Origin of the sequence: Bacillus sp. OV166 (genome assembly GCF_900177675.1) — a bacterium.
Taxonomy (GTDB): Bacteria; Bacillota; Bacilli; order Bacillales; family Cytobacillaceae; genus Neobacillus.
Genome location: NZ_FXWM01000001.1, coordinates 1,743,834 through 1,766,686, shown reverse-complemented (window position 1 = coordinate 1,766,686; position 22,853 = coordinate 1,743,834). Strand labels below are relative to the sequence as shown.

Below are 22,853 nucleotides of genomic sequence, written 5' to 3'. Positions count from 1 at the left end.
GGTTTCTTCAAGTAAAAAAAATATAAAAGTTCTTCATTTTAAGATTCTTTATCAAATACCAGCACATATGTTTTTCGATCATCTTCGTTTGTTACGACAATAGAAATAATCGTTTTCGAGTCGTCTTCTAGCTTAATTGTTTCCTTAGTACTGCCTTCAATCAAAATTTCTGAATTGCTGGATTTTGCAATCGGGTTAAGAGTTACCTCGTCTATATCACTTGACACGGTTACATGGTAGGTAAACTCATCACTCGTAAAGGTGCTATCCCAGGATCCTTCTGAAACTGACAATGAGGAAAGTAACGCTTTACTTGTTTTTTCTACGTTCAAAGAACTCGCCTGTTGTGATGTAGGTTGGGTAGAATTGGGCCGATTATTTGGTTGCGATGTTGATTGGGAAAGACCCGGTTTATTATTCTGATTTGAATTGGCATTGGTATTGGTTTTGGTATTGGTTTTGGTATTGGTTTTGGTTTTGGTATTGGTTTTGATATTGGTTTTGGTATTGGTTTTAATCTCAGCAGCTGCTCTTGTAATGTGTAAGGTATAAATTCTTTTCTCACCATTTTCAGCTGTTACAGCTATAATAATATCCGACTCTCCGACGGGAAGTTCTACTGCAGCGCCATCTTTTGTTACTAAAGTTTCATTTACCTTAATAGTTGATGTTGTTTCAACAGATGTAGGTTTAATGGTAATCACAGGAACGTCATTTGGAACAACTACCTTGTAGTCTGTACCAGTAGAAGAAAAGTTTGGTGATAACTGCCCTTTAGATAGGTTAATACTTTGCAAAAGATTATTATCATTTTCATCTCTCATTAAAGTCAGGTTATAGGTATTGGTTGAGTTACTGCCATTATCCACGGAAATAATAAATTTATTCTCACCTGTTTGAAGGGAATATGCACCGACAACTCCACTTATAACCGTCTGCCCATTTAATGTAATCGATGAATCTGGATTGCTGCTTTCTACTAATAACTTAATCGATTGAACCTCGTTTTTTACTGTGGCAGAATATTCCTTTGAATCTGCTGAAAACCGCTGGTCTAGCTTAATTCCTTCTATCTCTATTTTTGATAGTTTGCCTTCTTGTTGGTCCTCTTGGACTGGAGCCGTATTTGTTTCAGCATATGCTGTTGGTATGTAAGTTCCAACCCCCATCCATACCATTGAAATTACAAGCATTACATTTAGGGCTTTGCTTTGAATCGGTTCTTTCATATAGTCAATCCTCCTGTCTACTATCTTTGGGGATAGTGGAATTTGGACTAACTTTATCATTCATAGCTTAAGTTTATCTTAAGTTAAATTTTTATCTGCGATGAAATTCTTCTAGCTTTGAAGAGATTACTGATGCTACTTCTTCATCCGATTTTTGGAGCGCTTTTTTAAATAGCGAATTTGCTAAGGAGCCCATCGGCCCTGATGCATTGATTTCAAGAAAGCCTGTCACTCGAGTTTTATTTCTATTTATTGCTTTTGCTTCAAAGTAGCCTTCACCTAAATACTTTTCGTTTGACCTTTTTAATTCAAAACTTACCCTGGCAGGTTCATTCCACTCTTTAATATCAATCAATAAACTAACCTTCTTTTTCATAACGCCGAGGTCACTCTTAAATTCCCAGCAGATTTGACGTTCGTTTATTTTTTCATGTTGAATATAACCTGGTACAAGCGGTGCCCAATTATTTTCGTCTCGAATAAAGTCCCAAATCACTTCAATCGGGATATCTAATTCAAGATGTTGTAAATCGCTTAGCATTTGTATCCCTCTTTCGTCGTCAAAGTAAAAGACCTTCAAAGTGCAGAAGGTCCTTTTAAAAAATATATGTGGAATTTTTTGTTTATAGAAGAGGCAAGTATCAGTTCACCAGAAAAATCCTAACACTAAAGATGTTAGGATTCCAGACTGTCGACAAATCCGAAAAACTTGGGTTTGCCGGCAGTCTTTTTTATGTCTTTGTTAAATTGTTTGTTGATTTGCGCTCCAGGCGCTTCGCTTTCCGCGGGCGTAGCGGGGAGCCTCCTCGGCGCTTAAGCGCCTGCGGGGTCTCCCCTGCTCCGTACTCCCGCAGGAGTCTTCGCGCCTTCCGCTCCAATCAACAAGTTTTAAAATCAATAATGACCTTTAAATCAGTCCTTTGTATAATTAAGATACAGACATATAGATGAGGTGGATGAAATGCTAACTAAAAATACACAGATGAATCGTGATCAAATAGAAATGATAGCTTTAGAACAAGTTGTACCCGCGAACCACTTGGTTCGTAAGATAGAAGCTGCTATTGATTTTTCATTTATCTATTCACTTGTTCAAGATATGTACTCATCTGAACGGGGACGTCCGAGTATTGACCCTGTGGTATTGATAAAGATGGCTTTCATTCAATATACCTTCGGTATTCGCTCTATGCGTCAAACCATTGCAGAAATCGAAACGAATATGGCATATCGTTGGTTTCTCGGCTTTGGTTTTTATGATAAGGTACCTCACTTTTCAACGTTTGGTAAAAACTACGAGCGACGCTTTAAGGATACTGATTTATTTGAACAGATATTCTATCGTATTTTAAAGGAAGCCTCAGAAAAGAAATTGATTAGTAGCGAGCACGTATTTATTGATTCTACACATGTTAAAGCTAGTGCAAATAAGCGTAAATTTGAAAAGAAAGTAGTTCGAAAGGAATCGAAGGTTTATGAAACACGTCTACAAGAAGAGATTAATAAAGACCGGGATGATCACGGAAAAAAGCCATTTCCTCCAGATAAATTTGAAAAAGAAGAATTAAAGGAAATTAAAGAAAGTACCACTGACCCAGAAAGTGGTTATTACGTAAAGGATGAGCGAACGAAACAGTTCGCATATTCATTTCATGCGGCTTCGGATCGAAATGGTTTTGTTTTGGGTGCAATTGTAACCCCGGGGAATATCCATGATAGCGTCATTTTCGAGCCACTACTTGAGAAGGTCATTGAAAAACACGGGAAACCTGAAGCTGTTGCTGCTGATGCTGGATACAAAACACCTGCTATTGCTCAATTCGTAATTGAAAATGATATGACTCCTGCATTACCATATACACGACCTCGTACGAAGGACGGTTATATGAAAAAACATGAGTATATTTATGATGAATACTACGATTGTTATATCTGTCCGCAAGGACAAATACTGAAATATGCAACGACGACGAAGAATGGAAAGCGTCAATACTTCTCTAATCCGTTTGAGTGCCAAAATTGTCCTTTACTTTCAGAATGCACGCAGAGTAAAGAACATAAAAAATTGATTGAGCGACATGTTTGGGAACATTACATAGAAGAAGCCGATCATCTTCGTCACACACAAGAAAATAAAAGCATTTACGCAAGACGTAAAGAAACGATTGAACGGGTCTTTGCGGATGCTAAGGAAAAGCATGGTATGCGTTGGACAACCTTAAGAGGCTTAAAAAAATTGTCCATGCAAGCGATGCTTACTTTTGCTGCCATGAACTTGAAAAAGATGGCCAGCTGGACGTGGAAAGGTCCAGAATTGGCGTAATAATAGTCAAAGGTAGGTCTAAATTTTGCTCTTATGAGCAAAAATCCAATAAAAAGGCATCCGAATGGGCTCATTCGAATGCCTTTTGTCTACAATCTGAAATCCTAACACTAAAGATGTTAGGATTCATTAATTATTTTTTTAATGAGTATCCCATTAGGAATTCATGAATCCGTTCTGCCGCCAGTGAAAGGCGATCTGGAGGTTGTACCATGGCGATTCGGACATATCCTTCACCAAGATCTCCAAACGCATCCCCAGGAATCACTGCCACACCCGCTTGATCAATTAATTCAAAGGCAAACTCACGGGAATTCCATCCTGCAGGAATTCTTGCCCACACAAACATGGTGGCAGGAGACTTAGTTACTTGCCAGCCGCTTTTTTCAAGCCCAGAAATCAACGCATCGCGACGAATTTCATATTCATTCACCTGTGTTTGAAGGAATGAAAAATCTGAAGTTAATGCCATCACAGCTGCCATTTGGATTGGATAAAAAACTCCATAATCAATATGGGATTTAAAGGAAGCCAAGATATCGATAGCTTGCTCATTGCCAACAACATAGCCTATCCGGCAACCCGCCATATTAAAGGTCTTTGAAAGCGAATTGAATTCAATTCCAACCTCTTTTGCACCGGGAACCGACAAGAAACTTATTTGTGGATTCCCATCGAATACCAACTCAGAATAAGCAAAATCATGAACAACCAAAATATCATGAAGTTTAGCAAATTCAACTACCTTTTCAAAAAAAGCCTTATCCGCTAATGCTGTGACTGGATTCCCAGGATAACTGATAATCATCATTTTCGTTTTATGTAAAACTTCTAACGGGATTTCATCCAGCTCTGGTTGAAACTTGTTTTCTGCTAATAACGGCATTGGGTAGATAACACCACCCGCAATGTTTACGCTAGCCTCATAGATTGGATACCCTGGATCCGGCACCAGCACATAGTCACCTGGATTAATTAAGGCTGTAGCCAAATGGGCGAGACCATCCTGCGACCCCATCAACTGCAATACCTCACTACTGGGTTTAAGTTCAACAGCATATCTTTGCTTATAAAAAAAACTAACTGCCTCATTAAATTCAGGTATCCCTTTCAGTGTGTAGCCATACTTACTGGGGTCTTTAGCGTAGTCACTTAATGTTTCCACGACAAATGAAGGCGGTGGAAAATCTGGACTCCCTACACTTAAATCAATTACATCTTTACCATCTTTGATAGCCTCTTGTTTCCGATTAGCTATTTCTTGGAAAATACTTGCCGACATCCTTTTTACTTTTTCAGAAGCAACGAGATTCATAGATATCCCCTCAATCACAATTTTGATAAATAATAATTTCAACTATTCAAATATATTTCAAATTATATCAGTGTAATGATTACAATTCTATATTTCTAATTAACAATTGATTATTATTGATTCATCCTTTAGAATCTTATGATAGGTTTAAATATTCGAAAAACGATGAGTAAGCGGAGGTAACTGAAGATGAAATTCTTTCAGTATTTCTTATTTTTTGCAGGATTAACCTTTTTCGGCTTGGGAAATGCGATTGCCGTTAAGGTTAAATATGTTGGGTTACACCCATGGGAAGTACTAAATGTCGCCCTATATCAGCATTTTGGTTTAACTATTGGTACTTGGGGAGTGATTTGCGGGTTAATTCTGATCTTCATTTCCTTTTTTGTTGCACGGAGCTATATTAGCATAGGTACAATCCTAAATGCCCTATGTATTGGACCTATCATGGACTTTTTTCTCTGGTTGGATATTCTCCCAAAAGCAACTGGTACATGGTTGGATTACCTCATTCTCCTTAGTGGAATCATGATTACAGGGATTGGTGGCGGCATGTATGTAGCAGCAGGGATTGGCGCTGGTCCACGTGATGGCTTCATGCTTTCGATTTCTGATAAAACAAAGTTGTCAGTAAGTCAAGCACGCATCATAGTTGAAAGCATTGTATTAATGATCGGTTTATTATTAGGTGGTCCTGTGTTTATTGCTACTTTCCTTTATACATTCATTCAAAGTCCTATTTTCCATCATTCTCTTAAGCTATTTAAGTCATTAGTAGAAACTGTCAAAAGGAAAAACAGCAAAACGCAAGAAGGTATTGTTATTTAAAGTAACGGAAATTAAGCACTTGTTGGAAGTGGTGACTTAATTTCCGTTATTTCAGTTAAATAACTTCGACACTATCAGGAGTAAACTCTTTATAATATTTTCGATGGGAATCAGTGATGAAGGTCGACAATTTCCCTTCATAAATTAATTCTAAGGGTGCCGACTCCTTTATATCATGGGGAGTTACAAGGGATAGAGGCTTTTGACTTTTGATATCAATCCCGGATTCTTCCAAGATGGCTGCAACAAAATGGGAACAAAAGAAGGCATTTTTGCGGGTCATCTCCATATTCAGCATCACAGCAATTAACCCAATGAGATTGTACCTGTATTCTTCCTTATGGTCTTCCATATCCCTTAATTTACAGATCATTTTTTGAAATTGTTTTTCGGTAATCGTAATGCAATAAATAGCACAATCGGCATTCCTAAATAGACCACCACGTACGTTTTCTTCCACAAATCCTGCAAAGAAAGGATTTCTTGGATTTCTTCTCCCAAAACTATAAACCTTGTTGAATTGTTCATCAATCACAATTGAGGCATGATTAAGTGGTTTTTTTGTATAGAGCTTAATCATTTTCCCTAAAACTGTACCCGTGTCCGTTAGAAGAACATAAACTTTCCTGCTCATTTTTAAAACCCCCTATTCGATTGGGAGGAAAATATAGTAAATTCTAACCCTTATATTTTCTATAAGTTAATCATAATTAATTCAAATAAAAGGGAAAACAATCTGCAGATTTATTTTCTTCTAAGACCTAAGCCTTAGGAACAGTCTTTTTTTTGCAAAAGGATGCAAATAAATATCCAAAATACTCCTAATATGATAAGGACTGATAATATTATGATAGTTCATTCTTATTTAGAATTATAACAGTTCTAAGGGAAAATTTAGTATTTTTTACAAATAAAAGTATTAGCCATTACAAAATATTAATTACTTTATATAAGAAAAGCTTATAAAAAAACAGAAGATACACTTGGCATCTTCTGTGTTAAATATTTTTACGGATTGCCATAACCAAGGCTTCTAATGAAAGCAATGAAGCTATTCCTGATTAAATTAGTGATAAGTTTTTTATTGACTTCCCACTAAAACTTTGAAATCAGTGTCGATACTTTCTAACGACTTGGTTAGAACATGGACATGTACGTTCCAATGACCTGCCATGCTAAAATGCAAACCCTTCACTTCATACTTGCCATCAACCGTTTTTGTTAAACTAACAGTTTCTTTTCCCATGTCCATTTCAAGCATGGTAAAGGTTAAGTGAATTTGTTCAATTTCTTTAATTGGCTTCCCTTCTCGGTCTTTTAAGGTAATCTCAAATAAATTCACTCCAATAATATTAGGCGTTGCTTCTAAAGTCACTTGCTTGCCTTGGTTCACTATGTTAGTTTCCTTAAATTGTCCCGGAGATTGCATGGCTGTTGGTAAATTGGTTAAAACAACGGATAGGACTAAGATTAACAAACCAAGGGTAAGCTCACCCTTTAGAGATGCCTTCAGTCCCTTAGTGGTTCCCCTTTTTCCTTTAATAAAATTCACAGCTGCAAGGAGCAGCATCACCAAAAACAAAATAAGTTTCCACATTAAGGCTTTTCCATAGTTCGTTTGGACAAGTGCTGAAAGGTTTGGAATATATAAAAAACTGGCAAACAATCCAGTTAAAGTTAAAAAAAGAACAAGGATCATTCCCCATTTGGAGAAACTTTTTATCATTTCCAAATAATTTTGCTTTATCTCTGTTTTTTTACGTAATGAAAGCAATGAGACAAAACCAGTTAAACTTCCGATCCAAATCGATGCAGCAAGTAAATGCAGAAAATCCATTGCTATTGTTAATAACGGATTTGGTTGTGCTGCGGCATGACTGGTCAATGCCTTTGTCAATAACAAGGCTGCCCCAAGACAAAAGCAAGTCCACAAAATAGCTCGTTTCGTGCTCTCGGCCATGCCTATAAAAGAAGTGAGCAGGGCAAGAGTTATAAGGAGAGCTATTTGAATAACCCAAAATTGACCATAATTTGTGTTCATTAAGATATTTTTGATGATTGAGAAGTTAAACACTTCACTCCAAGGATAACCAGATTCAATCGTTGCCTGTAATGGCAGACTTAACAGAATACTAAGAAATAGAAGAATCAAACCTGTGCTTATTAGCTTACGGAACTTCTTATCGACTGAACCTATTTCCCGTAATTCCTTGGGCACAATAACCATATAAAAAAAGATGAGTCCGACATAGAACGCATTGCTCAGATATTGCAGCCAACGGATAATGATTAGATCCGCTTTAGGGGTGTACCCTTTCGTTTCATTATCTAAGGAGGTAGAGTCTTGACCTTTTTCACCAATTTGAAAAGGAATTACACCTTCAACAGGATGGCCGTCGCTTGAAACCACCTTCCACTTTATTCGATAGGATCCATTTGGAAGGTCCTTCTTTAATCCGCTCTTTAGGATAAAAGGTTGCTTGGGGTCAATCCGCCCATTTTTTTTATCGACTCGATTTCCTTCTGAATCAAAAACCTTAATTGAGTTAAAGGCAGGCTGGATAGTTTCATCAAATTTTATCGTTACTTCGGATAGGGCTTTTTCCACCGTCTCATTTTCTAATGGTGTAGATTTTTTTATATAGGCGTGTGCTGATGAAATAGACGGAAATAAAAGTACAAACAGGGACAGGATAACAAGAAATGTGCTGACTTTTTCTTTTATTTGCAATCCATCACTCCCCTTATTGTTAGAATCGTGTAGTAGTTGATATATATATCACATGCAATAAAGTTTTCACTGTCGATACTATAATAATGATAAATTAGAATATTAACAATATCTTTATAGGACCAACTTGTGAATAATTGTTGAACTTTTTACAGTAATATTTAAGCCCAAACCTCATCGAGGACTTCTCTGAATAAATCATCTAGAATTGGGGTCATATCCTCTTTGGGAGCTCTAAGGGTTTTGGTGTATTCCTCAAGCCGGTTGATCTCTTTCTCCAAAAAGTCATTAATGGAAGTAATCTTTGGTTCGAGGTTTAGTTCATCTCCGCTAATTTTCCTTTCTAACAAGGAAAGGATTTCCTGCTTAAGTGGCCCCTCAACAAGGAGTTCCTCTATCAATTTCTGAAATTCAATCGGCGGTACTGAATTATATCTTTCAATCCACATACAAGCTAAAACTGGACGGAGGACATAAAAGTACTTTTTAATTTTCACTTGATCGCTTCGGAGGTAATCACGAAAATTACCTTTTGCCATATTTAAGTAGTGATATAGTGCTGACTGTGGCAAAAACACTTGATTTTGAATTGCTTTCAATTTATCTACCAACGAAAAAGCCTGATAATAAACTATCCCCGAATGGAGCCACTCCATTAGCGGGGGATTTGATTTTCTAAAAAGTTGGAGAGCTTTACGCAATTCCCAGCCATTAATATCAAGGAGATCATTAATTGGCAGTTCAATCACATCTCGCTTTTGGTCAATGCTCAAATACCAGTCCTTTTTATGGACATAAATAAACCGGACATCGTAATCACTATCCTTGGATGGGAAGCCCCATGCTCTGCTTCCTGACTCTACAGCAAGACAGATTCTTACTCCATATTCTTCTTCAATTTTTTTGATTTCTGTTAGTATTTTTTCTTTCAAGGTTATTCACTCCCTAAACCATTCCTTGACCACAGACTTTGACAATAATGGCGATATTCGCGATGTAATTGTTGAACTACTTGTCCCTGATTACCTGGTAATTGATGATCCTCAAATGTAGTAATTGGGACGATTTCTTGTATAGAATTGGTCACAAACATCTCATCGGCCTCATGAATGTGTTTTAATAAGTACAATCCCTCTTTAACACAAAGATTAAGTTTCTTCGCTAATTCGATAACAAACTGCCGTGTAATCCCATTTAAAATACCTGTTTGTACTGAAGGAGTATATAAGACGTTACCTTTTACCCAAAAGATATTAGAGACGATCCCTTCAGCTAAGTATCCATCCTCAGTTTGGAAAATCCCTTCAATATCAGCAGCATTTCCAATCTCTCTTTTTGCCAGAATATTATTCATAAAATGATGTGACTTTACTCGTTCAATTCCTTCTGGACTGTTCCGTCTCAACTTCAATAAAACAGCCTTTTTTTCGGATAATTCTCCTGCCAGCGGTAACGGCTTAGGAAAAATAAGGATGTTCGGTTCCTTGTAAGGTTCCACCTGCAAACCAACATCACCTATTCCGGCTGAGACATTTAAGCGGATATAGGCATTAGATAAATTGTTTATTTTCAGTAAATCCTGCAAGATTCTATTCGTTTCTTCACGATGAAATTGGTAGGTAATGTTAAGCACCTCTAAACCTTGATTTAGACGTGCTAGATGATCATCTAATAAAAAGGGAAACCCTTCATACACTCGAAACGTTTCAAATAATCCCATTCCATATAAAAAACCATGATCCAACGGGGAAATCATCGCATCTTCTTTTTTTAAAAATTGTCCGTTTAAATAAATCACCATACGTAATGACCCTTTTGCATTACAATATTTTTATAATGATGGACGAAATTGCGCAAAAGATCTTTTCCCGAAGTAGTCAAAATAGATTCAGGGTGAAACTGAACTCCTTCAATTGGTAATTCCTTATGACGAATCGCCATAATTTCCCCGTCTTTTGTCCATGCAGAAATCTCAAAACAATCTGGAAGAGTCTCTCTTTTGACAATCAATGAGTGGTATCGTGTCGCTGGAAAAGGATTCGGTAAACCTTGAAAAATCGTCTTTCCATCATGATACATATCGGATGTTTTCCCGTGCATGAGTCTTTCTGCTCGAATAACCTCTCCATTAAAAGCTTGGGCAATTGCTTGCTGACCTAGACACACACCAAATATCGGGATTTTTCCTGCGAATGCTTTAATTGCATCCAAGCTTATTCCCGCTTCATTTGGACTACATGGCCCTGGAGAAACCATTAAGAATTCAGGCTGTAGTTCTGAAATCTCGGCAATTGACGTTTGATTATTTCGCTTGACCACTAATTCTTCTCCAAGTGCGCCTAAGTATTGCACTAAGTTAAAGGTAAAGGAATCATAATTATCTATCATAAAAATCATTTTTGCTTACTCCTCTGCCATTTCTTTTGCTTTCCATAATGCAGCAGCCTTTTTCATCGATTCTTTGTATTCATGCTTTGGATTAGAATCAATAACAATCCCGGCACCAGCTTGAACATGTGCCATTCCATCTTTAATGAGCATAGTTCGGATGATAATGTTTAATTCTAGATCACCACTAAAATCAATCCAACCGAGTGATCCCGTATAAATTCCCCGCTGGACAGGCTCAAGCTCTTCTATTATCTCCATTGTTCGTACTTTAGGCGCACCTGTAATGGTTCCACCGGGGAATACAGCATCAATAATATCAATGCTAGATTTGTCTTCCGCCAATTCCCCTCTTACATTGGAGACGATGTGCATCACATGTGAGTATTTTTCAATGACCATAAATTCATTGACCTCAACTGTTCCGTACTTACATACCCTTCCAAGATCATTCCGCTCTAAATCCACTAGCATTACATGTTCCGCTCGTTCCTTTTCGTTTTCAATTAATTCATTGGCCAGTTTGATATCTTCTTCGTGGTTCTTACCTCTTGAACGAGTGCCGGCGATGGGTCGGGTGCTTACTTCTTGTCCATTTTTTTTAACAAGCAGTTCTGGTGATCCACTTACAAGCTGAAATTCTGGTGTATGAAGATAGGCCATATATGGAGATGGATTTAAGGATCTTAATTGTTCATACACTTTAAGTGCCTCAACTTCAATCGGTTTTGATTGGCGGACTGCTAGGTTCACCTGGAACACATCGCCTTGTGAAATATAATGTTGGACTTTTGTTACTGCCTGTTTAAATTCATCTTCTGTCATCGAAACCTCTAATTGATCCATGTCAATCTTATCTGCTTTATGAGGTGGATTAGATGATGATTCATGAAGCCAGCGTTGTTCCCAAAATGCTAACCGTTTATCAATATCCTGATCGTTTTCAGCCACTATCAACAGCCATAATAGGTCTTGTTCATGGTCGTAAATAAACCATTCCTTTACTATGAAAAAGTAAATTTCCGGCATTTCTAAATCATCACTTGCTATCTCAGGCAGTTTTTCTATGTTACGAGCATGATCATAGCTGATGTAACCAATCGCACCGCCGAGGAAACTCGGTAGACCTTCTATTTTATCAACATGATACTGGCTCATCCATTCCTTCAATAAGAGAAGCGGATTTCCTTCCAACCTCTCGGAACCCTTATCATTGTGAATTTCAAGTATACGGTTCTTACCTTTGATAATCGTTTCAGGCTGGAACGCAGCAATACTGTAACGCCCGCCACGCCCACTTTCCAATAGCACATGATGGGTGCTATTCTCAGCAAGTACACGAAACTGACTGGAAAATCTTGAATAAGAATAAGGAATTTTTTTACTGTACAAATGAAGTTGATGCAAAGATTCCACCCCTAATTGTTTTTCTTTATATATCATACTTGAAATGGGTGTCAGGCACCACTGAAGAATTGTTAACTGACACCCATGGAGAGAGAACTTTTATTCAGTTATTAATGAAGGATTTTTTGAACTTTCTGTGGAATTTGGTAATAAATTAGTTGATTTATCTGGAGGCTTGCTTATGAAAAAGAATTCAATAATGGTGGTTGAAGACGAAGAAAAGATTGCAAGGTTATTGGAACTGGAACTAGAATACGAAGGTTATACTGTCACCAAAGTAATGGACGGACTGGAAGCTTTCCAGGTCTATAAGAATGTAAACTGGGATTTGATTTTGCTTGATGTTATGCTGCCCGGTATAAGTGGAATTGAACTGCTCCGCCGTATTCGTCTTCATGACAAGAATACACCGGTTCTTTTACTAACTGCCAAGGGCTCGGTAGAGGATAAAGTATCAGGTCTTGATTATGGAGCAAATGATTATATCACTAAGCCTTTTCAAATCGAAGAGGTTTTAGCTCGAATCCGCGCAGCTTTAAGGACAAAGGCAGTGGAACAAACGCAGGAAGACAGCAATTCTTTAACTCTCGCAGACTTAAAAATCAATCCAAAAACAAGAGAAGTATTTAGAGGAGAAGAACAAATTGAATTAACTCCTAGAGAGTTCGATTTGCTTGTTTATTTAATGACCAATAAGCGGCATGTGCTGAACAGAGATCAAATTTTAGAAGCTGTCTGGGGTTATGATTTTATTGGCGACACTAATGTGGTAGATGTCTATATACGCTACGTCAGAAGAAAAATGGAACAGCCGAATAAACCTGCATTAATTCATACCGTACGTGGCGTCGGTTATGTCTTGAAGGAAGCAAAATGAAGCTGAGTAATAAAATAAACTTGTATACAACTGTCTTATTTGCCACTCTTTTAATCTTAATGCTGTTTATTTTACCTTCAGCAAATTAATTCTAGATAGCGAGCTAAATACTTCCGCAAAGGAAATGGAAAAAACCACAAATGATATCGGTAAATCACTAGGTTCCGTTTCTGAAGCTGAACTTTTACGCTCTTACGCACCCATCAATGGAATGATTCAGTTTGTCACTTCCGATGACAGCCCATTATCTACAGTCACAAGCCCTACAGAGCAAAATTTAATTGAAAGAAAAGCACAGTTTAATCAAGGAGAAGTTAGTACTTTCATTGTTTTTCAAAAAAGGACCTATACCTTTGAATCAATGCCAATTATTTTACTAGATGGGAATGTTGCTAATCTTCAAGTCACAAAAAGTATTAAAACAGCAACTGATAATTTAAATATCCTTCGTCTTGTCTTAATTTTGGTAACATTTCTTGCGTTAATTCCTGTGGTTGTTTCTAGCCGAATTCTGAGTAAGTTGATTACCAATCCAGTTACATCAATGATTAAAACAATGAAAGAAATTAGACAAAGCGGCCGCTTTAAACGACTAACTTTTGAGGGAAAATCTAAGGATGAACTTTTTCAAATGGGCGAGACCTTTAACCATATGATTGATTTGCTGGAAACAAATTACGAAAAACAAAAACAGTTTGTTTCAAACGCATCCCATGAATTTAAAACACCTTTAACAATTATTGAAAGCTATGCAAGTCTTTTAAAACGGAGAGGTTTAACAGAACCAGAGCTTTTTTCCGAATCAATTGAAGCTATTCATTCAGAGGCAATCCACATGAAAGAAATGACCGAGCAGCTGTTACTCTTGGCAAAGCATCATGAGCAGTGGAATATTCAGATAGCAGTGCTTAATCTTGCCGAATTTTTGCAGGAAACAGTTAATGCTTTTCGAAGTGGATATCAAAGAGAAATTTATTTTCATGCGAAAAATAGTCCCCAGATATCTGTTGTTACAGATGAAAAAAAACTAAAGCAGTTGCTGTATATCTTTCTTGATAATGCAAGGAAATACAGTGATGAAGTTATTACAGTCACTACTGGAATATTGCACGATGAGGCTTTTATCAAAGTAGCTGACAAAGGAATTGGCATCGATAATGATGAGCTGACAAAGGTCTTTGATCGGTTTTATAGGGTTGATAAAGCTAGAAATAGAAAAAAAGGCGGTTCAGGGCTTGGCTTATCATTGGCAAAGGAAATTGCAGATGCCATTGGTATCAGGATTCATCTTGAAAGTGAAGAAGGGGTTGGAACCACGGCAACTCTTTTTTTAAAAACTGATAAAAATTAATCCATTTCTCAGTAATTTCTAATCTTTATATTAGAAAATAAATGTACTTATACGTGGTGAGGTGAAAAAATGAAGAAAAAAACATGGATCTGGATTTTGATAAGCTTTCTACTATTTATTTACCTACTTTTTTTTAGTTGGCAAAAATTTGGACCTAACAACGTCTCCGCTGAAATTTTATCAAAGCAGGAAGCAAAAAATCTTGTCCAAGATCGCTATCAGGGAACTGTTACACAAATAAAACTAGCTGACGGGCAATTTCATATAGAATTAGAAAAAGAAGAAAATCTTTATAGTATTAAACTCGATGCTATCAGTGGTAAAATCTTATCGTTTATCAAAAAAGGAACCAACTCTCCTCCTGCTAATCAACCTCCTGCTACACTTCTTTCTGAGGATGAAATTAAAAAAATCATCTTAGCTGTTGCAAATGGAACCATTACATCATTTGAAAAAATAGAAAGCGATAGCGGGACGATTTATAAGGCGCTTGTAAAAGAAGGAAATAAACAAACTACACTAACAGTACATGCCGTTACAGGTAAAATCCTTTCTTCGACCACTTCAACGATCAATGAATCCCCTAAAAGACTTACTGAGGCAGAGGCGCGGGAAATTGCTAAAAAGCAAGTGAATGGGACTGTTAATCATATTTGGCTTGAGACGAAAGGCGAACAAACCTACTACCTGGTAGAAATAGAAACTAAGGATGACAGAGAAGCAATCGTGCAAATTCATGCAATAACAGGCAATGTTATGTCTGTTACATGGGACGATGATAACAAAGATAATGATAATAATGATGACTCGAGAAATCGTAGCAAGGATGATAAAAAAGAAGACGATGACTAATTAATCAAACAGAGCAGTATATTTTCACTTACAATTATTCTCATTAATTTCTAATGTTTCTCCTCTATTTGCTCTAATCTTCACTGGATATTCTAGAAGTATAGAAACAAATACAAAGGAGGAATTATTAATGAAAAACAAACTTATTGTTGGTGCATTATCAGGGTTGCTTATTTTTGGTGGAGCAGTGGCTGTGGGAGCTTCAAAAAAGGATACTCGAGTGGATGACTCGATTCATCAGGATGACAAAAAGATAGGATCAAAGGTGAATGAGAAAAAGGTAGAAATTGAAACAGAACATGGTCAAACAGTGATAAAAGTAAAAGCTGATGATAATAGCAGTAGTGACATTACAACTGCCGATGACGGCGCTCATCAAAACAGACACAGCGGTGATGACGATAACAAGGCCGATGACGGTGCTCATCAAAACAGACACAGCGGTGATGACGATAACAAGGCCGATGACGGTGCTCATCAAAACAGACATAGCGGTGATGACGATAACAAGGCCGATGAGGATAATAGCTGAGCTGAAAACAGAAAGAAGCCCATCCAATGGTTGGATAGGGCTTCTTTTTTAATAGTAATAGGATTAGTTAGTAAATGATTTAAGAAATTTTCTTTAGCTCTTCTGTTAACCTTAGGAATAATTCTTTATCCCCATGTTCTAATGTTTGGTCGATTTCCTTGCGGATTTTCTCCCTCTTAAACTCTAGCAGGGCATTGTTTAGAAACATCTCAGCAACTACAGCATCTGTATTCTCATCCGAATGTTGTGGTGAATTAAGTAATTTCTTTTCCATGGAAATCAACTCCTTACGTTTTTTCTAATTATACAAGGAGTTTTCTAAAAATTCAAACACTTTATTTCAAAAATCTAAAAAAAATTTTTACCAAATGATCAAAAACACAAAAAGCTGGTGTCAGGCACCGCAAAAAGACACTTTCCTCATTTGTCCACGACGGATGGACGCACACCAAAAATATCCATTTTTATTAAGTATTATCAGATTTGTATAGGTTTTTTGTGCTAACTTTTTGGAAATTTTTATTTTAGAACTATGTTTGGGCTGTTTTGCTATCTGCAGATTTTTTTTGTGTATGTATCGATTTTTGGGGAACATTATACTCATCTATTTTATTGACGGAGCAGGTGAGGGATTTAGATGGAACAAACAGTCTTATCAGGTTATCGACCAGTTAATAACATTAATGTATATTATGAATTTTATCCAAATCATACATCGGAAAAAACGTTTGTATTATTACATGGGTTCCTTTCTTCAACCTTCACATTTCGCCATTTGATCTCATTATTGAAGAAAGACTACCAGGTACTATCCGTTGATCTTCCCCCATTTGGGAAAAGTGCGAAATGTAACCGTTATGTCTATTCCTACAAGAATTTAGCCCAAACTGTCATAAAACTTACGGAGTCTTTGGGGTTAAAAAAAATGACCTTTATTGGTCATTCCATGGGTGGGCAAATTGTATTAAATATCCTTCATATGATGCCAGAGCTAGCAGACACAGCCATTCTACTCTGCAGTTCAGCTTATCTTAAACGCTCTAAATTGCCCTTAATCTTGACTAGCTACCTTCCCTATTTCCATCTCTTCGTAAAATATTGGTTTGCACGGACTGGTGTAAAAAAGAATCTTCAAGACGCACTATTTAACCATGCCATTATCAACGAAGAAATGATAAATGGGTACTTACAGCCTTTTTTAGAAGATGAGATTTTCGTCGCGCTTACAAGAATGATTCGTGACCGTGAGGGGGACTTGCCCGTTGAGATCCTAAACCAAATCAAAACACCTTGTTTATTACTTTGGGGGGATCATGATAAATCGATGCCGCTTAATGTAGGAGAAAAGCTAAATCAAGACCTAACCAACTCTGAGTTGATTGTGTTAAAAGATACTGGCCATGCCCTTCCAGAAGAGCGCCCTTTGGAAGTATTTGAATATATTAAAGGCTTTATTGATAATTACAAAACGGCAGCTGAAGCGTAGCTGCCGTTTTTACAGTAGAATATGAAGCCGAAATTTACTTACCTTTGTAACCTCAATTTGTTTGGTTTCTGGTATGGACAAGAAACATGTATAAAAGGACCGCTCCCCCACCAGCAGAAGAGATGACAATTCCCATTGGTATCGCTGTATGTTCTCCTCCTAATCCCACAAGGGGAGCAACAATTCCTCCAAAGGAAAGCGACATGACTCCTAGAAGAGCAGATGCACTGCCTGCTGACTTACCTTGTTTTTGCATAGCAAGGGAAAATCCTGCCGTATTAACAACCCCGACACTGGTTACCACAAAGAATAGTGGCAGTAAGACAAATAGTAAGTCAGCATGTAAAATCAAAAGAAGCAGTAGTATAATTCCACCCAAAAAAGACATCCCGATTCCAAAAACGAACAGCTTTGACTCGTGTATTCGACCAGCCAATCTTCCTGTCGTTTGACTAGCAATCATGATTCCAATTCCATTTATAGCAAAGATCAGACTAAACATTTGCGCAGAGGCGCCATATATATTCTGCACCACAAAAGGTGAGCCTGAAATATAAGCAAACATAGCAGCAAAAACAAGTCCTTGTACTAATGCATATCCCATGAAACTTCGATCCAGAATGAGGTTTTTAAAGGTAATAAATGTATTTTTCAACCCTCCTGCAGCCCTTTTTTCTTCAGGATGTGTTTCTGGAAGCCAGAAAAATACAACAAAGGACATCAGCAATCCGATTATACTTAAGACGATAAATATACCTTGCCAAGGTACAATTTTTAAGAACTGTGCACCCACCACAGGTGCTAGAATCGGAGCGAGGCCATTAACCAATGCAAGCAACGCAAAGAATTTGGTTAATTCTGAACCTGAATATAAATCCCGAACAACCGCCCGTGAAATAACAATTCCAGCGGAACCTGCGAGCCCTTGAATTAATCGTAAAATAATAAATGTCCAAATCGAGGGACTAAACACACATAATAGTGAAACAACAAAATAAGTGATCAATCCAATAAGCAACGGCTTACGACGCCCATAAACATCACTGAGTGGACCAGAAAACAGCTGACCAAAAGCTAATCCCAGCAAGAAAAAGGTTAAACTAAATTGAACCAGTGACGGATTTGAGTGAAAATCTTTTGCTAACTCAGGTAGAGCAGGTAAATACATATCAATCGACAAGGGACCGAATGCTGCTAACGTACCGAGGATAACAGCCATCCATAACCGTTGGGAGCGGGGCATTACCTTGCTGCCATCTATCTCATCTTTTATTGATTCTCCCATCATAAAATCAATCCCTTTCTGTAATAAACTTCCTTTACTTACTTTCTATTATAGTAAACTACACTTTTCAAAAAAATAAAACTTATTTGCAACCTTAATAGAGGATTGTCACCTGATTATAATTCAAGAAAAATTTAATCATTTATTTAGGATTTACATTTCCCCAAGTTTCTGACCTACTTAGATAATGCGAAAAAAAAGAGTGTTTTAACGGTGCCTGACACCGTAAAAACACTCTTTATTTGAACCAGCCTTTTTCTTTAGATTGAGTAATTGCTTCGATTCTATTTTTAACTTCAAGTTTGTCGAGGATGATCGAGATGTAATTTCTAACAGTTCCTGTTTTGATGCTAAGTTCTTCCGCGATTTCTTTCGTGTTTTTTCCGTCAGCTACAAGCTCTAGCACCTCTTTTTCCCGGTCAGTTAACGGGTTTTCTTCTCCATATACATCGTCCATTAATTCTGGCGCATAAATTCGTTTTCCTGACATCACACTTCGGATGGAGTTAGCCAACTCTTCACTAGGACTATCCTTCAACAAATAGCCGCTCACACCTGCTTTTAATGCCCGTTGGAAGTAACCTGTCCGGGCAAAGGTGGTTAAAATGATAACTTTACAGCCAAGACCCTTCAACTCTTCAGCCGCCTCCAGTCCGCTCTTGCCAGGCATTTCAATATCCATAATACAGACATCAGGTTGAAACTTTTTCACCAGCGCAACGGCCTCTTCTCCGTTTGAGGCCTTTCCAACAACTTCCATGTCATCTTCTAAATTTAGTAATGAACCAAAGGCTCCTAAAAGCATTTGCTGGTCTTCAGCAATAACGATTTTAATCATTTTTTATCCTCCTTATCCAAGCCAGGTTTGACATCATTTGGTACACTTATGATTAATGTTGTTCCCTCTTTTGTCAAAATGTCTAGACTGCCATTAATAAATTCCAGCCGTTCTTTCATGCCTATCAGCCCATGACCTTCTGCTAACTTTTCCTTCTCTCCCTTAAAGATACCATCATCCTGAACTCTTATTACCAATTCCTTCAACGTTTGTTCCATCGATATGGAACATGACTTAGCTTCACTATGTTTAACGACATTATTTACGGCCTCTTTCAAACACATGCTTAAGATATTCTCCGTTAACAGCGAGACATTTGATGGTGTAAAATCCCCTACACGCACAAAATTTATTTGGGCAGCGTTTAGGATTTGTTCAACACGGAGGATTTCGTCCTTTAAGCGGATCCCACGCATCGAAGAAACCATTTTTCTAACTTCACTTAATGCCGTCCGAGCTGTTTGCTGAACATCCTTCAATTCATTCCGAGCCTGATCAGGATCTTTCGAGATTAACTTTCGTGCCAAATCTGACTTCAATCCAATGAGTGAAAGCTTTTGACCGAGTGTATCATGAAGGTCCCGGGCAATCCGCTGCCGCTCTTCTATTTTGACTAGTTCCGAAATCCGTTTATTCGCATCCACTAGCTTTTCTTCAAGCTGCCCTCTCTCCTTCCGGTTATGGATGCTAAACGGGAGAAGGATAACACTAATCCAGATAATGATTACAAAGGGCAATTGCTGTAGAAATAATTTTTCATGCATAACGATACTGAAGTTAATTGATACCGACGTACTAAACAAATGAATAAAATACAAGGTCAAAAAGGCTATCCTATCTTTAATATTGCCGATAAAGTATGCAAGAAAAAAAGCAAAATAAACATAATTGAAAAGGCTGTTCGCAGTGATCGAAATACCGATCAAGATCAACGTCCATAGATAAACAGGCCAGCCTTTTGAAATAAACGCAATTCGGTAAAAGATAAAGAATAGCAGCGTGAGTAAAATACCTACAACAATTTCAATTGTGGAAGGTGATTGAAAAATAAAGTAAAACGGCAATATACCAAGAATCGTCCAAATATACGGTGCAATACCATTATTTTTTTGAAATGTCATATACTTTTTTATCATGAGCGAAACCTCATTTTCACTTAAAATCCTCTTATCCATCTATCATAACTCAAAGCAGCCTAGTTTTTCTCCCTTACAGGATTCATTTTAGCTAAAAACTTTACTCCTTTAAACCTGACAACATTTTTTCATTTTAGTTACCATCTGCATTCCTTCCTCTTGTTTTCTCACTTTAAAGGATAAAAAGACTACGTGTACCTTTATATGTGTATTACACCCATATGTAATATTTTCCCACAAGCAATTATATAATAAAATAATCAGAAGTATTTATGTATACACCGTTCAAATATTGGGAACATAAGTTGTATAAAACAACTAGGAGGAATGTAGGTTGAGTAAAATATTCAATAGTTACTCCGAGATTCCTTATTTGCGTCTTGGCGCCGGTGAGCCGTTAGTCTTTATTCACGGTCTTGGTGAGGTGAAGGAGGGTTGGTCACATCAGTTTGAATTCGCTAACCAGTTCGACTTAATTATCCCTGATTTACGCGGACATGGAGAGTATATTTCACCTGGGGAGATATCGATAGAAAACTTTGCTCGTGATGTAATCAGTTTAGTGAAAGGGCTTGGATTTGAAAGCGCACACATTTGTGGATTGTCTATGGGTGGAGTGGTAGCGCAAGAAATATATCGTCAAGCACCTGAAATGTGCCGTTCCTTAATGCTTGTAAGCACTTTACATTATGCTCCAAGAGAACTAGGCAAACTTTTTATAAAATTCAGGAAATTACGTGCAGAAAATAAAGCTCTCGAGGCTATAACAGAAAGTTCAGCAAAGGTCTGCCTCTATTCTTGGTCAAAGGAAAATCTCGAAAACTTTTCAAAATTTTACAAGCCTAACAAAGAATTTTTCTTTAAAGCAATGGAGGCATGTCTAAAAGTAAATAATTTAACTTTACTCCCTAAGATAAAAGTTCCAACCTTAATTATTGGCGGGCAGTATGATTCCGTAACCCCTATATGGATTCAATGCATGATGCATAAACAAATTCGCCATTCAGAATTTGTTATTTTCAGGAATACTGGCCATATTGTAAAGTTAGAGGCGAAAGATGAATTTAACCAAGTTCTACGGACATTTTTGAACAAACATAAAACGGCAAGTTAGAGAGGAAGGATTCTCCTTCCTCTTCTACATTGCCTACACTTATTATATATTTCCTTGTACCAAACTTTATTACGCAATCATTTTGAAAGCGGATTTGAGCGACTGGATGCCCATTGATCAACAATTCCCGCAAATAAGCCAGATAATGCAAGTCCAACATGGCCTGATTCAACGCAAAGATACGTTTTATCCTTACTAGATACTAAATCCATAATTGGCTTACTTTGTTCTTCGAGAACTAAATTGTCTCTAGAGCCAGAGATTACAAATAGATTGGCATCAATATTACGTAAATCTGCCTTTTTATTTCCAACTACAAATTCCCCTTTAACCAGCTTGTTATCTTTAATCAGGTCATTTCCTAATTGTTTACAAGCCTCACCGGTAAAAGGAACCTGATCAAGAGTCCACTTATTCATTCGACGCCACTTATCCACATACCGCTGATCGTGGACTCGATTTAAAAGCATCGTATAGTTAGTAAAATAAATTGGTGATCCAACCGCTCTAAACATCATTTCAACATATTTTGGTGGAACAACCCCATAAACATCAAGGAAATGATCGATGTTAAAATCTCCCTCTTTGAGGCCCTCAGCCCATTTATCTGGCCCGATAAATGTAGAGAAATCAATTGGTACGGTTGCAACAATTAAATTTTTTATTGGTTCTTCCGCAATCGATGCATAGATTGCGGCAATCGTCCCGCCTAAACAGTAGCCAAATAATGTAATTTCTTCTACTCCTGAATGGCGTACAGCCCGTTTCACCGCTGTTTTTAAATATTTCTCGATATAGGTGTCAAGACCGATTTTTTTATCTTCATAGCCTGGTGTACCCCAATCCAATAAATACACATCATAGCCCATGTCGGTTAGGTTCTTAATAACACTTGTCTTTGGGTCTATATCTAAAATGTAGGGTTTATTAAATAACGAATACACGAAAAACAACGGAATCTCATACTTCTTCTGTTTTGCAGGATAATACCATAAAACTGATTTATTTTTTTTCCATACTTCAGTTCTTGGAGTCTGACCTGTCTTAGGCTCAGGTTCACTCAAAATCTTATAGACATTAGCCCAACGTTCCATTTCTTTCTGATAATCCAATTCGGGAATGAACCCCTTTAATGGTGTTTCAGTTGACAATGTCATACCT

At 37.3% G+C, this 22,853-nt stretch carries 22 protein-coding genes; 8 read left to right on the top strand and 14 right to left on the bottom strand.

Translation table 11 applies throughout. From position 1 onward, the window contains the following. Nucleotides 1-38: 38 nt before the first annotated feature. A complete protein-coding gene (locus CCK98_RS08420; RefSeq protein ID WP_179195746.1) occupies nt 39-1,229 on the bottom strand; it encodes a cadherin-like beta sandwich domain-containing protein in 1,191 nt (396 codons plus the stop codon). Nucleotides 1,230-1,320: 91 nt separating this feature from the next. Next, the gene (locus tag CCK98_RS08415; RefSeq protein ID WP_088086165.1) at nt 1,321-1,770 is read right to left on the bottom strand and encodes a CoxG family protein; all 450 of its coding nucleotides are present in this window, start codon (nt 1,768-1,770) and stop codon (nt 1,321-1,323) included. 420 nt (nt 1,771-2,190) lie between these two features. Here CCK98_RS08415 and CCK98_RS08410 point away from each other — a divergent pair, with 420 nt between their 5' ends. Further along, complete coding sequence (locus CCK98_RS08410; RefSeq protein ID WP_088085959.1) at nt 2,191-3,552, top strand: IS1182 family transposase; 1,362 nt, start codon at nt 2,191-2,193, stop codon at nt 3,550-3,552. Nucleotides 3,553-3,685: 133 nt separating this feature from the next. Here CCK98_RS08410 and CCK98_RS08405 read toward each other — a convergent pair whose 3' ends face one another. After that, a complete protein-coding gene (locus tag CCK98_RS08405) occupies nt 3,686-4,867 on the bottom strand; it encodes an LL-diaminopimelate aminotransferase (protein ID WP_088086164.1) in 1,182 nt (393 codons plus the stop codon). Nucleotides 4,868-5,050: 183 nt separating this feature from the next. Between CCK98_RS08405 and CCK98_RS08400 the strand changes: the two genes are divergently transcribed. Then, nucleotides 5,051-5,695, top strand: a complete 645-nt coding sequence (locus CCK98_RS08400; RefSeq protein WP_088086163.1) for a YitT family protein — start codon at nt 5,051-5,053, stop codon at nt 5,693-5,695. Nucleotides 5,696-5,750: 55 nt separating this feature from the next. On the opposite strand, the gene CCK98_RS08395 is transcribed toward CCK98_RS08400, so the two are convergent. The 6 genes from CCK98_RS08395 to pabB form a co-directional block, all read right to left on the bottom strand. Next, on the bottom strand, nt 5,751-6,329 hold the full coding sequence (locus CCK98_RS08395) for a hypothetical protein (RefSeq protein WP_088086162.1): 579 nt from the start codon (nt 6,327-6,329) through the stop codon (nt 5,751-5,753). A gap of 447 nt (nt 6,330-6,776) precedes the next feature. Continuing rightward, a complete protein-coding gene (locus CCK98_RS08390) occupies nt 6,777-8,426 on the bottom strand; it encodes a copper resistance CopC/CopD family protein (protein ID WP_256942285.1) in 1,650 nt (549 codons plus the stop codon). A gap of 161 nt (nt 8,427-8,587) precedes the next feature. Beyond that, nucleotides 8,588-9,358: a nucleotidyltransferase domain-containing protein gene (locus CCK98_RS08385; RefSeq protein WP_088086161.1), complete on the bottom strand. Its 771-nt coding sequence runs from the start codon at nt 9,356-9,358 to the stop codon at nt 8,588-8,590. A gap of 2 nt (nt 9,359-9,360) precedes the next feature. Beyond that, nucleotides 9,361-10,227: an aminodeoxychorismate lyase gene (gene pabC, locus CCK98_RS08380; protein WP_088086160.1), complete on the bottom strand. Its 867-nt coding sequence runs from the start codon at nt 10,225-10,227 to the stop codon at nt 9,361-9,363. Continuing rightward, nucleotides 10,221-10,823 (bottom strand): aminodeoxychorismate/anthranilate synthase component II, encoded by a 603-nt coding sequence (gene pabA / locus CCK98_RS08375; protein WP_088086159.1) that lies wholly within the window; start codon nt 10,821-10,823, stop codon nt 10,221-10,223. Before pabA ends, pabC begins: the two co-directional genes overlap by 7 nt. 6 nt (nt 10,824-10,829) lie before the next feature. After that, the gene (gene pabB / locus CCK98_RS08370) at nt 10,830-12,221 is read right to left on the bottom strand and encodes an aminodeoxychorismate synthase, component I (RefSeq protein ID WP_088086158.1); all 1,392 of its coding nucleotides are present in this window, start codon (nt 12,219-12,221) and stop codon (nt 10,830-10,832) included. 181 nt (nt 12,222-12,402) lie between these two features. Here pabB and CCK98_RS08365 point away from each other — a divergent pair, with 181 nt between their 5' ends. The 4 genes from CCK98_RS08365 to CCK98_RS08350 all read left to right on the top strand — a co-directional run bounded on the left by CCK98_RS08365 (nt 12,403) and on the right by CCK98_RS08350 (nt 15,833). Beyond that, nucleotides 12,403-13,098: a response regulator transcription factor gene (locus CCK98_RS08365; RefSeq protein WP_088086157.1), complete on the top strand. Its 696-nt coding sequence runs from the start codon at nt 12,403-12,405 to the stop codon at nt 13,096-13,098. Nucleotides 13,099-13,222: 124 nt separating this feature from the next. Beyond that, entirely contained in the window at nt 13,223-14,449 is a 1,227-nt protein-coding gene (locus CCK98_RS08360) for a cell wall metabolism sensor histidine kinase WalK (RefSeq protein ID WP_306298924.1), read from the top strand. Between the two features lie 69 nt (nt 14,450-14,518). Then, nucleotides 14,519-15,301, top strand: coding sequence for a PepSY domain-containing protein (locus CCK98_RS08355; RefSeq protein WP_088086156.1), 783 nt, complete (start codon nt 14,519-14,521; stop codon nt 15,299-15,301). Nucleotides 15,302-15,431: 130 nt separating this feature from the next. Then, complete coding sequence (locus CCK98_RS08350) at nt 15,432-15,833, top strand: hypothetical protein (protein WP_088086155.1); 402 nt, start codon at nt 15,432-15,434, stop codon at nt 15,831-15,833. Nucleotides 15,834-15,912: 79 nt separating this feature from the next. Here CCK98_RS08350 and CCK98_RS08345 read toward each other — a convergent pair whose 3' ends face one another. Next, nucleotides 15,913-16,107 carry an IDEAL domain-containing protein gene (locus CCK98_RS08345; protein ID WP_088086154.1) on the bottom strand — a complete coding sequence of 65 codons (195 nt, stop codon included), beginning with the start codon at nt 16,105-16,107 and terminating at the stop codon, nt 15,913-15,915. Nucleotides 16,108-16,470: 363 nt separating this feature from the next. Between CCK98_RS08345 and CCK98_RS08340 the strand changes: the two genes are divergently transcribed. Next, the gene (locus tag CCK98_RS08340) at nt 16,471-17,319 is read left to right on the top strand and encodes an alpha/beta fold hydrolase (RefSeq protein ID WP_088086153.1); all 849 of its coding nucleotides are present in this window, start codon (nt 16,471-16,473) and stop codon (nt 17,317-17,319) included. Between the two features lie 52 nt (nt 17,320-17,371). Here CCK98_RS08340 and CCK98_RS08335 read toward each other — a convergent pair whose 3' ends face one another. The 3 genes from CCK98_RS08335 to CCK98_RS08325 form a co-directional block, all read right to left on the bottom strand. Further along, entirely contained in the window at nt 17,372-18,604 is a 1,233-nt protein-coding gene (locus CCK98_RS08335; protein ID WP_088090343.1) for a multidrug effflux MFS transporter, read from the bottom strand. A gap of 238 nt (nt 18,605-18,842) precedes the next feature. Then, entirely contained in the window at nt 18,843-19,442 is a 600-nt protein-coding gene (locus CCK98_RS08330; protein WP_088086152.1) for a response regulator transcription factor, read from the bottom strand. Then, complete coding sequence (locus CCK98_RS08325) at nt 19,439-20,578, bottom strand: sensor histidine kinase (RefSeq protein WP_088090342.1); 1,140 nt, start codon at nt 20,576-20,578, stop codon at nt 19,439-19,441. The genes CCK98_RS08330 and CCK98_RS08325 overlap by 4 nt, the downstream gene beginning before the upstream one ends. A gap of 334 nt (nt 20,579-20,912) precedes the next feature. On the opposite strand from CCK98_RS08325, the gene CCK98_RS08320 reads away from it, so the two are divergent. Beyond that, entirely contained in the window at nt 20,913-21,692 is a 780-nt protein-coding gene (locus CCK98_RS08320; protein ID WP_088086151.1) for an alpha/beta fold hydrolase, read from the top strand. Between the two features lie 77 nt (nt 21,693-21,769). Here the strand turns inward: CCK98_RS08320 and CCK98_RS08315 are convergent, their stop codons facing one another. Beyond that, nucleotides 21,770-22,843 (bottom strand): alpha/beta fold hydrolase, encoded by a 1,074-nt coding sequence (locus tag CCK98_RS08315; RefSeq protein WP_088086150.1) that lies wholly within the window; start codon nt 22,841-22,843, stop codon nt 21,770-21,772. Nucleotides 22,844-22,853 lie beyond the last annotated feature (10 nt).

Coding starts and splice junctions, on each gene's coding strand:
- CCK98_RS08340 (WP_088086153.1), top strand. CDS start 16,471: ATGGAACAAACAGTCTTATCAGGTTATCGACCAGTTAATAACATTAAT.
- CCK98_RS08405 (WP_088086164.1), bottom strand. CDS start 4,867: ATGAATCTCGTTGCTTCTGAAAAAGTAAAAAGGATGTCGGCAAGTATT.
- pabA (WP_088086159.1), bottom strand. CDS start 10,823: ATGATTTTTATGATAGATAATTATGATTCCTTTACCTTTAACTTAGTG.
- CCK98_RS08335 (WP_088090343.1), bottom strand. CDS start 18,604: ATGGGAGAATCAATAAAAGATGAGATAGATGGCAGCAAGGTAATGCCC.
- CCK98_RS08355 (WP_088086156.1), top strand. CDS start 14,519: ATGAAGAAAAAAACATGGATCTGGATTTTGATAAGCTTTCTACTATTT.
- pabC (WP_088086160.1), bottom strand. CDS start 10,227: ATGGTGATTTATTTAAACGGACAATTTTTAAAAAAAGAAGATGCGATG.
- CCK98_RS08350 (WP_088086155.1), top strand. CDS start 15,432: ATGAAAAACAAACTTATTGTTGGTGCATTATCAGGGTTGCTTATTTTT.
- CCK98_RS08330 (WP_088086152.1), bottom strand. CDS start 19,442: ATGATTAAAATCGTTATTGCTGAAGACCAGCAAATGCTTTTAGGAGCC.
- CCK98_RS08415 (WP_088086165.1), bottom strand. CDS start 1,770: ATGCTAAGCGATTTACAACATCTTGAATTAGATATCCCGATTGAAGTG.
- CCK98_RS08365 (WP_088086157.1), top strand. CDS start 12,403: ATGAAAAAGAATTCAATAATGGTGGTTGAAGACGAAGAAAAGATTGCA.
- CCK98_RS08345 (WP_088086154.1), bottom strand. CDS start 16,107: ATGGAAAAGAAATTACTTAATTCACCACAACATTCGGATGAGAATACA.
- CCK98_RS08420 (WP_179195746.1), bottom strand. CDS start 1,229: ATGAAAGAACCGATTCAAAGCAAAGCCCTAAATGTAATGCTTGTAATT.
- CCK98_RS08325 (WP_088090342.1), bottom strand. CDS start 20,578: ATGATAAAAAAGTATATGACATTTCAAAAAAATAATGGTATTGCACCG.
- CCK98_RS08395 (WP_088086162.1), bottom strand. CDS start 6,329: ATGAGCAGGAAAGTTTATGTTCTTCTAACGGACACGGGTACAGTTTTA.
- CCK98_RS08410 (WP_088085959.1), top strand. CDS start 2,191: ATGCTAACTAAAAATACACAGATGAATCGTGATCAAATAGAAATGATA.
- CCK98_RS08360 (WP_306298924.1), top strand. CDS start 13,223: ATGGAAAAAACCACAAATGATATCGGTAAATCACTAGGTTCCGTTTCT.